Source organism: Pseudarthrobacter sp. AB1 (assembly GCF_014926485.1).
Lineage (GTDB): Bacteria > Actinomycetota > Actinomycetes > Actinomycetales > Micrococcaceae > Arthrobacter.
The window spans coordinates 1-7,900 of the sequence record NZ_PZKO01000003.1; the positions used below are offsets into that span (position 1 = coordinate 1).

The 7,900-nt window shown below is 64.0% G+C and carries 5 protein-coding genes and 1 pseudogene; 2 read left to right on the forward strand and 4 right to left on the reverse strand.

Translation table 11 applies throughout. From position 1 onward, the window contains the following. Together DAD99_RS00150 and DAD99_RS00155 are read left to right on the forward strand one after the other, a co-directional pair. On the forward strand, positions 1–283 hold a 283-nt coding region (locus DAD99_RS00150; RefSeq protein ID WP_193339847.1), incomplete at its 5' end, for a 2Fe-2S iron-sulfur cluster-binding protein. A gap of 340 nt (positions 284–623) precedes the next feature. After that, a pseudogene (locus DAD99_RS00155) lies at positions 624–1,669 on the forward strand (transposase). A 701-nt stretch (positions 1,670–2,370) separates the two neighbouring features. On the opposite strand, the gene pntB reads toward DAD99_RS00155, so the two are convergent. The 4 genes from pntB to DAD99_RS00175 all read right to left on the reverse strand — a co-directional run bounded on the left by pntB (position 2,371) and on the right by DAD99_RS00175 (position 7,830). Continuing rightward, positions 2,371–3,843, reverse strand: a complete 1,473-nt coding sequence (pntB, locus tag DAD99_RS00160; RefSeq protein ID WP_227007450.1) for a Re/Si-specific NAD(P)(+) transhydrogenase subunit beta — start codon at positions 3,841–3,843, stop codon at positions 2,371–2,373. Beyond that, entirely contained in the window at positions 3,840–5,411 is a 1,572-nt protein-coding gene (locus DAD99_RS00165) for a Re/Si-specific NAD(P)(+) transhydrogenase subunit alpha (protein WP_193339848.1), read from the reverse strand. Before DAD99_RS00165 ends, pntB begins: the two co-directional genes overlap by 4 nt. 263 nt (positions 5,412–5,674) lie before the next feature. Then, positions 5,675–6,634, reverse strand: a complete 960-nt coding sequence (locus DAD99_RS00170; RefSeq protein ID WP_193339849.1) for a D-glycerate dehydrogenase — start codon at positions 6,632–6,634, stop codon at positions 5,675–5,677. Beyond that, the gene (locus DAD99_RS00175) at positions 6,631–7,830 is read right to left on the reverse strand and encodes a pyridoxal phosphate-dependent aminotransferase (RefSeq protein WP_193339850.1); all 1,200 of its coding nucleotides are present in this window, start codon (positions 7,828–7,830) and stop codon (positions 6,631–6,633) included. Before DAD99_RS00175 ends, DAD99_RS00170 begins: the two co-directional genes overlap by 4 nt. Positions 7,831–7,900: the final 70 nt, after the last annotated feature.

Consider the following 7,900-nt stretch of genomic DNA (forward strand, 5'->3'; position numbering starts at 1 on the left):
CTTCGACACGGTCGGAACCGGAAGCCTCACCCTGTCCTTCATACGCACCGGCATCAACGTACGCATCGACCCCACCGAACACATCCTCGGAGCCGCCCAACGTGCCGGCGTCAGGATCGGCGCGAACTGCAAAGAAGGCATGTGCGGCTCCTGCAAAGTCGTCAAACTCTCCGGGGAAATCGAGATGAACCACCAAGGCGGGATCCGCGCACGGGAAATCGAAGCAGGCAAGTTCCTACCCTGCTGCTCCACCGCGCGCACCAACATGATCATCGACGCCTAAACGCACATAGCTGCACTAGGCCGGACAGGATCAGGGATCGTTCCACGGCAAGAATTCAAGTGTGAGAATGCCACGCGTGGCGTTTCGCTGGCTATGGATCCGCGGGCTCCCCGGACCAGGTCGTGCATTCCTCGGGCTCCTTCGGCCGGGCGGCCTGGTTGGCCTCTTTCGTTTTACATCTCTCCTTTACTGGCGTGTACCGCGCCCTTGAAGCGTCCGAGCACCGCCATAGACCGGTCGCATTCGACCCCAGGTTCCACTCCTGACTAGTTGAGTCCTGTCTGCCTTCCAGGGGCAGATCATCGCACTTCGGGTAGCTGACCCGCGGCGGGACTGTGGAATTAACGGTGTATCCGCTGGGAAGAAGACAGAAATATCCTAGGCCTACGCTGCCCGTGAGCTAGTCAGAGTGGCGAAGGAGCAGGGCCTGTCCCTGACCGGTACTGACGGTCTGCTCAAGCAGCTGACCAAGACCGTGATCGAGACCGCGCTCGATGAGGAAATGACCGAGCATCTCGGATATGAAAAGCACGATACGGCCGGTAAGCAGACCGGGAACTCCCGCAACGGGGTGCGCCCGAAAACGGTGTTGACGGAGACCACCGGCCCCGTGGAGGTGGACGTGCCGAGGGACCGGGAAGGAACGTTCGAGCCGGTCATCGTCAAGAAGCGCCAGCGCCGCCTGACCGGGGTCGATGAGATGGTCCTCTCGCTCTACGCCAAGGGCCTGACCACCGGGGAAATCAGCGCGCACTTCGCCGAGATCTACGGTGCGTCGGTGTCGAAAGAGACGGTCTTGCGGATCACCGACAGGGTGCTCGAGGAGATGGCCGCGTGGCAGAACCGGCCGCTGGATGAGGTCTACGCGGCCTGCCCGAAGTCGTCACCAACGTGTGGCCGCTGACGACCGTGCAGACGTGCATTATTCACCTGATCCGGAATACCTTCCGGCTGGCCTCGAAGAAGGACTGGGACGCCCTCAAACGCGATGTGAAGCCCATTTACACGGCGCCGAATGCTGCGGGCGGCCAGAGCGGCTTTCGAGGAGCTCACGGAGCGCTGGGGCAGGAAATACGGGGCGATCGTGCGGCTGTGGGAGAACGCGTGGGAGGAATTCATCCCGTTCCTGGACTATGACGTGAAAATCCGGCGGGTGATCTGCAGCACCAACGTGATCGAATCCCCGAACGCCAGGTACCGGCGCGCCGTCAAGGCCCGGGGTCATTCCCCACGTAGCAGGCTGCGCTAAAGTGCCTGTATCTGGTCACCCGATGCCTCGATCCGACCGGGGCCGGCAAGACCCGGTGGGCCGTGCGTTGGAAGCCCGCTTTGGACGCCTTCGCCATCACTTTCAGCAACCGATTCCCGGCCGCCGAAAGCTACTAAATGAAAACGCCGGAAACACCGTTTACGAGATAGTCCCCGCATTGATACTGCCAGCACCCTTCGTTCGCGCTGCGGTTTGATGCCCACTCCTCCACTCTTCTTCGTGCCAGTTGACGAAAGCGTTGTTTTCGGCGGTAGAACCAAGGGAGTAGGAGTGGCTGCGAAAACTCCCGCTTGCTGGGACTTAGGGGTTTTAGGTCAGAAGAAGTTTTGCATTCGTCCATGAAAGCTATTCGTTCTCGAGGGCCGGTGAGGTCACTCCCGGTTGCATAGGCACTGTCCGGCGGCGCTTTCACTGAGCTCGCCTGCAACCATCCAGAATCTCGCAGTGATCAGCGACCGACCACGCTGACACCCTCCGGCAGCACGGTGGTTCGCCAAGTAGCTTGCCGTGCTATGCATCCCCCTGCTGCGCCAGCAGTTCGTGCCGGTGGTGGAGCAGGAACTCGTGCCGGTGGTGAAGGCCAACCCAGGGTGAGGCGCCGAAGGCGTCAATACTAGGAATTTCCCGCGCGGCAGAATCCTCGCGTTTCTGTGGCGGGGCGGACGGAGAGGATCGGACCGCATCTTGGCGAATGCTGTTGTGCGGAGCTCGATCTTGGGGCATGGTTTCGTCCTCGTCTCCGTTGACGGTTGGGAGATCGTACGTACGCCGCCAGCGCGGGGGGATGAACTGCAGGAAGCCCAAGACGTGCTTTCTGTCAGAACGCTTTGAGGATGTCTTCGACGCGGGCTTTGGCGTCGCCGAAGAGCATTTGGGAGTTGTCGCGGTAGAAGAGGGGGTTTTGGACTCCTGCGTAGCCGGCGGCCATGGAGCGTTTGAACACCACGACGTTCTCGGCTTCCCAGACCCGCAGGACGGGCATCCCGGCGATGGGGCTTCCCGGGTCTTCGGCCGCGGAGGGGTTCACGGTGTCGTTCGCGCCGATGACGAGGACTACCGAGGTGTCGCCGAGGTCTTCGTTGATTTCGTCCATTTCCAGGACGATGTCGTAGGGGACCTTGGCTTCGGCGAGGAGCACGTTCATGTGTCCGGGCAGGCGCCCGGCGACGGGGTGGATGCCGAACCGGACGTTCACGCCGCGTTCGCGCAGCTGGTGGGCGAGTTCGGCGACGGGGTATTGGGCCTGGGCCACGGCCATGCCGTAGCCCGGGGTGATGACAACGGACGAGGCGTTGGTCAGCATCTCCGCGGTGGCTTGGGCGGTGATTTCACGGTGCTCACCATACTCGGCGTCCGCCGCGGCGGGGGCGGCGATCCCGAAGCCGCCGGCGATCACGGAAATGAAGGACCGGTTCATGGCCTTGCACATGATGTAGGACAGGTACGCACCGGAGGAACCAACGAGGGCGCCGGTGATGATGAGCAGGTCGTTGTTCAGCAGGAAACCAGCGGCGGCTGCGGCCCAGCCGGAGTAGCTGTTGAGCATGGACACGACCACGGGCATGTCGCCGCCGCCGATGGAAGCCACCAGGTGCCAGCCCAACCCCAGGGCCAGGACGGTCACCACAACGAGGAGCCAGAGCTGGGAGTCGTTGACGTACCAGACGGTCAGGGCAACGAACCCGGCAAGGGCGCCAAGGTTGATCGCGTTCTTACCCGGCAGCATCAGGGGTGAGGACTTCATCCTTGCCGAGAGTTTCAGGAACGCCACGATCGAGCCGGTGAAGGTCACCGCGCCGATGAAGACGCCGATGAAGACCTCGGCATGATGGACAGCCGTCAGGTCCGGGGACAGGTCCGGGGCTTCCAGGTGCCCGTTCCAGCCCACCAGCACTGCGGCCAGGCCAACGAAGCTGTGCAGCAACGCGATCAGCTCCGGCATGCCCGTCATTTCCACGACCCGGGCACGCCAGAGCCCGATGGCCCCGCCGACCAGGACCGCGGCCACGAGCAGCACCAGGCCGGTGAGTCCCGCCCCGGTGCCCCAGGCGTCCTGGAGTGTCAGCCAGATGGTGGCAGCGAGGGCGATGATCATCCCGGTGATGCCGTAGATGACCCCTGCCCGGGCTTTCTCGTGCTTACTCAGCCCGGCGAGGCTGAGGATGAACAGCAGGGCCGCGACGATATAGGCCGCCCCGGCGATGGAATCGGCGGTCAACGGACCGGAGACGGTGTCAGACACAGTTGAGCTCCTGATAATGATGTGCGTTGCTTCGGTGACGGCGCTCATGAACGTGCCTTCCCGGCCGAGAACATCGCGAGCATGCGNCGGGTNACGGCGAAGCCGCCGAAGATGTTGATGCTGGCCAGCAGGACCGCGACCGCAGCAAGGACCTGCATCACGGGGTTCTCGGAGGTGACCTGCAGCAGAGCCCCGACGACGATGATCCCCGAGATCGCGTTCGTGACAGACATCAGCGGGGTGTGCAGGGCGTGATGGACTTTCCCGATCACGTAGAAGCCGACCACGACCGAAAGCATCAGGACCGTGAAATGCTGCGGCAACGGCGCGGGGGCAACCGCGTTGANCCCGAACAACACCGCGACGCCCGCNGCAAAGAGCCCGNCCTTACCCGCGGGACTGAGCCCCTGCTTCTTCTTCGACGCCTTATCGGCGGAGCGTTCCCCGGCGCGGNNGGCGGCCTCGGTCTGGGAGGCCGCCGGTGCGGCGGAGACCTGGACCGGGGGTGGCGGCCACGTCTTCTCCCCGTCCCGCACCACCGTGACCGAGCGCTGCACCACATCATCAAAGTCGATCCGCAGCTGGCCGTCCTTGTCCCTGGTCAGGAGCTTGAGCAGGTTCAGCATGTTCGTCCCGTACAGCTGGGAGGCCTGGGCCGGNAGCCGNGCCGGGAGATCCGTGTAACCCAGGATCACCACACCGTTCTCCGTCACGATCCGTTCCCCGGCNACCGAGCCTTCCACGTTCCCGCCCTGCCCNGCAGCCATATCCACGATCACGCTGCCCGGCTTCATACCGGCCACATCCTCNGCCGTCAGCAGCCTCGGCGCCGGACGCCCCGGAATCAGCGCCGTAGTGATAATGATGTCCACATCCCGAGCCTGCTCGGAGTAGATCTCCGCCGCGCGGGCGTTATACGCCTCAGACGTGGCCTTCGCGTACCCGTCCGAGGACTGCATCTCCTCGGAGACCTCAACCTTGAGGTACGTCCCGCCAATGGACTTCACCTGATCAGCGACCTCAGGCCGCGGATCCGTCGCACGCACAATCGCACCCAGGCTGGACGCCGCCCCGATCGCCGCCAAACCCGCCACACCAGCACCGGCAACCAGCACCTTCGCCGGCGGAACCTTGCCCGCCGCCGTCACCTGNCCNGTGAAAAACCTGCCAAACTCATGCGCCGCTTCAATCACTGCCCGGTACCCGGCAATGTTCGCCATCGAACTGAGCACATCCATCGACTGCGCCCGCGAAATCCTAGGCACCGCATCCAGCGCCAACGCCGTGATCGGCCGCGCCGCCAAAGCCTCCACCAACTCCGGCCGCAACCCAGGACTCAACGACCCGACCAACGTCGCACCCACGGCCAAACGGCCGATCTCATCCTCACTGGGCGGATTGATCCGCAGCACCACCTCAGACCCCCACGCCTCGTCGGCCCCAACAATCAGGGCACCCGCCGCAGCGTAGTCCTCGTCCCTGAAGGAAGCGGACTCCCCCGCACCCTTCTCGACCACAACCGCATAGCCCAAATCCAATAACTGCTTCACCGTGGTGGGCGTCGCCGCCACCCTCGTCTCTCGGCCCAACTCGGCCACGATCCCAATACGCGTCATTTACTGCTCTCTCTAATATGTGATGCCCAGGTAAATGCTGTTGCCGGGAGGCAGTAGGGATCTGTCCGGCCTACGACGAGCAGCGGCCACGGTGGTTCCGTCGCCGCTGCTCTTCGTATTTCGCAGTGCCAGTTGCGGAGTGCATGTTCCTCGGAGACACGGCCGCGGAGACGGACGACGTCGCGGATACTGGGTAGTCCGGGGTCCCATCCCTTGGGGACGGGGCTCGTACTCGGTCCGGGTTGCCGTGCCCCCAGTCGCTTCTAATTGATCGGGGTGGGCGGTCGTCCGTCGCTGAGCACTGCCAGGACGTTGTCGGCGGCGAGCATCGCCATCGCGGTTCGGGTCTCGACCGTGGCGGAGCCGAGGTGCGGCACGAGCACCACGTTCTCGAGCTCGAGTAATCCGGGGTGCACGCTGGGTTCGTTCTCATAAACGTCGAGCCCGGCACCGGCTATTTGCCCCTGGCGTAGCGCGGCGGCGAGGGCCGCTTCGTCGATGATGGGGCCCCGCGCGGTATTGATGAGGTATGCCGTGTCCTTCATGGCNGCGAGTTGCCCGGAGCCGATCAGGTGGTGGGTGGCGGGTCCGTAGGGGCAGTGCAGGGAGACGATGTCGGAGTTGGCCAGCAGCTCATCGAGCTCGACCCGCCGGGCGCCCAGCTCNGCTGCAACCCCCGAATCGATCTCACTGCGTGACTGGTAGACGATTTCCATTCCGAAGGCCTTGGCCCGGCGTGCGGTCGCCTGGCCGATGCCGCCCATACCGACGATGCCGAGNGTCTTGCCCTGCAGGCTGCTGCCGAGCAGGAAGAACATGCCCCACTTCCAGTCTTTGCCTGAGCGGATGAGCCGTTCGCCCTCGCCGAGCCTGCGGGTTGCTGAGAGGATGAGGCCGAGCGCGATATCGGCCGTGGCCTCCGTGAGCACGCCGGGTGTATTGGCGGCGACCACGCCTCGTTGGGTGCAGGCGGGCACGTCAATGTTGTCATAGCCGACGGCGACGTTCGCGACCACTTTGAGCTGCGGGCCGGCGGCGTCGAGAAGCTCGGCGTCGACGCGTTCGGTGAGCAGGCTCACCACGGCATCGGCCCCGGCTACCCGGTGCAGGAGCTCCTCACGGCCGATCGACTCCGGACCTTCCCAGGCATCGACTTCGTGCTCCGCGCGCAGCTTTTCGAGTGCGGTTTCGGGTACACGTCCCGTGACGACGACCCGGCTCATGCCGTCTCGATCCACTTGCGCAGGCGGCCGAGGCCGTCGCGGATATCGGCGACGTCGATACCCGAGTAGGCGAGGCGGATGTACTGGCGGTCTTCGCCGGGCTGGCGGCGGCCGAAGTGTTCACGTGTACAGAAGGAGACACCGGTTTCGTACAGGGCTGCGGAGGCGAAATCGCCGACTGCCGTGTACCCCATGCGCTCCATGACCTCGGTGACGTCGGGGAACAGGTAGAACGTCGACTGCGGCACGGCGACGTGCATGCCGGAGATGTCGTTCACGAGTTCGCATGCGGCNTCCCGGCGCCCGCGCAGGATGTCGAGCATCTGCTGTACGGGTTCCTGGGTGCCGCGGAGCGCTTCAATGCCGGCCCATTGCACGTAGTGCGTTGTGCACGACTCATCGTTGGTGTTGAGGGTGCTGAGGATTTTGGCGATCTCGAGCGGGGCGACGGCGCAGCCCAAGCGGGATCCGGTCATGGCGAACTTCTTGCTGAAGGTGTAGAGGATTACTGTGCGCTCCGCCATGCCGGGAAGCGACGCGATCGAGTTCGAGACACCCTCATAGCGTGTTTCGAAGTACGCCTCATCGGAGAGTACCCAGAGGTCGTGCTCCTGCGCGAGCTGTGCGATTGCCTCCCGCTCGGCCGCCGTCGACTCGGCCGAGATGGGGTTCTGCAGGTCGTTGTAGATGATTGCGACAGTGTTCGGGGTGATCGATGCGCGCACCTGGTCGAGGTCGATCGCGAAGCCCTGGCTCGTGGGCAGGTAACGGTAAGGCACGGCCGTGCCGCCGAGATACTCGATCTGTGATTCGTAGATCGGGAAGCCGGGGTTGGGATAGAGCACTTCCTGGCCGGGGTTCATGACCGCCTGCAGGAACTTCGTGATCACGGGTTTGCCTCCCGTCATCACCACGACGTTGTCAGGGGTGAACTCGATGCCCCGGCGGGCCCCGATATCTTCAGCCAGGGCCTCGCGCAACTGCGGGATGCCAGGTCCGGGGCAATAGCCCGTGTAGCCGTCGGCGATGGCCCGGTTCATAGCTTCAACGATATGGGGGGCCGTCGGGATGTTGATGTCGCCGAGATGGAAGGGATACACAGGGTTCCCCTTCGCCTTCCAAGCGGCCGCGGCTTGGGCGACGCTAAAGGCAGTTTCGGTGCCCAGACGTTCGAGCCGGTTCGCGAGTTGCTGCATGCTGTTCCACTCCTCATCGAGATTGTGATCGATCTTCTGCGGTAATAATTCTGATTTTGCGTCGTCGCGG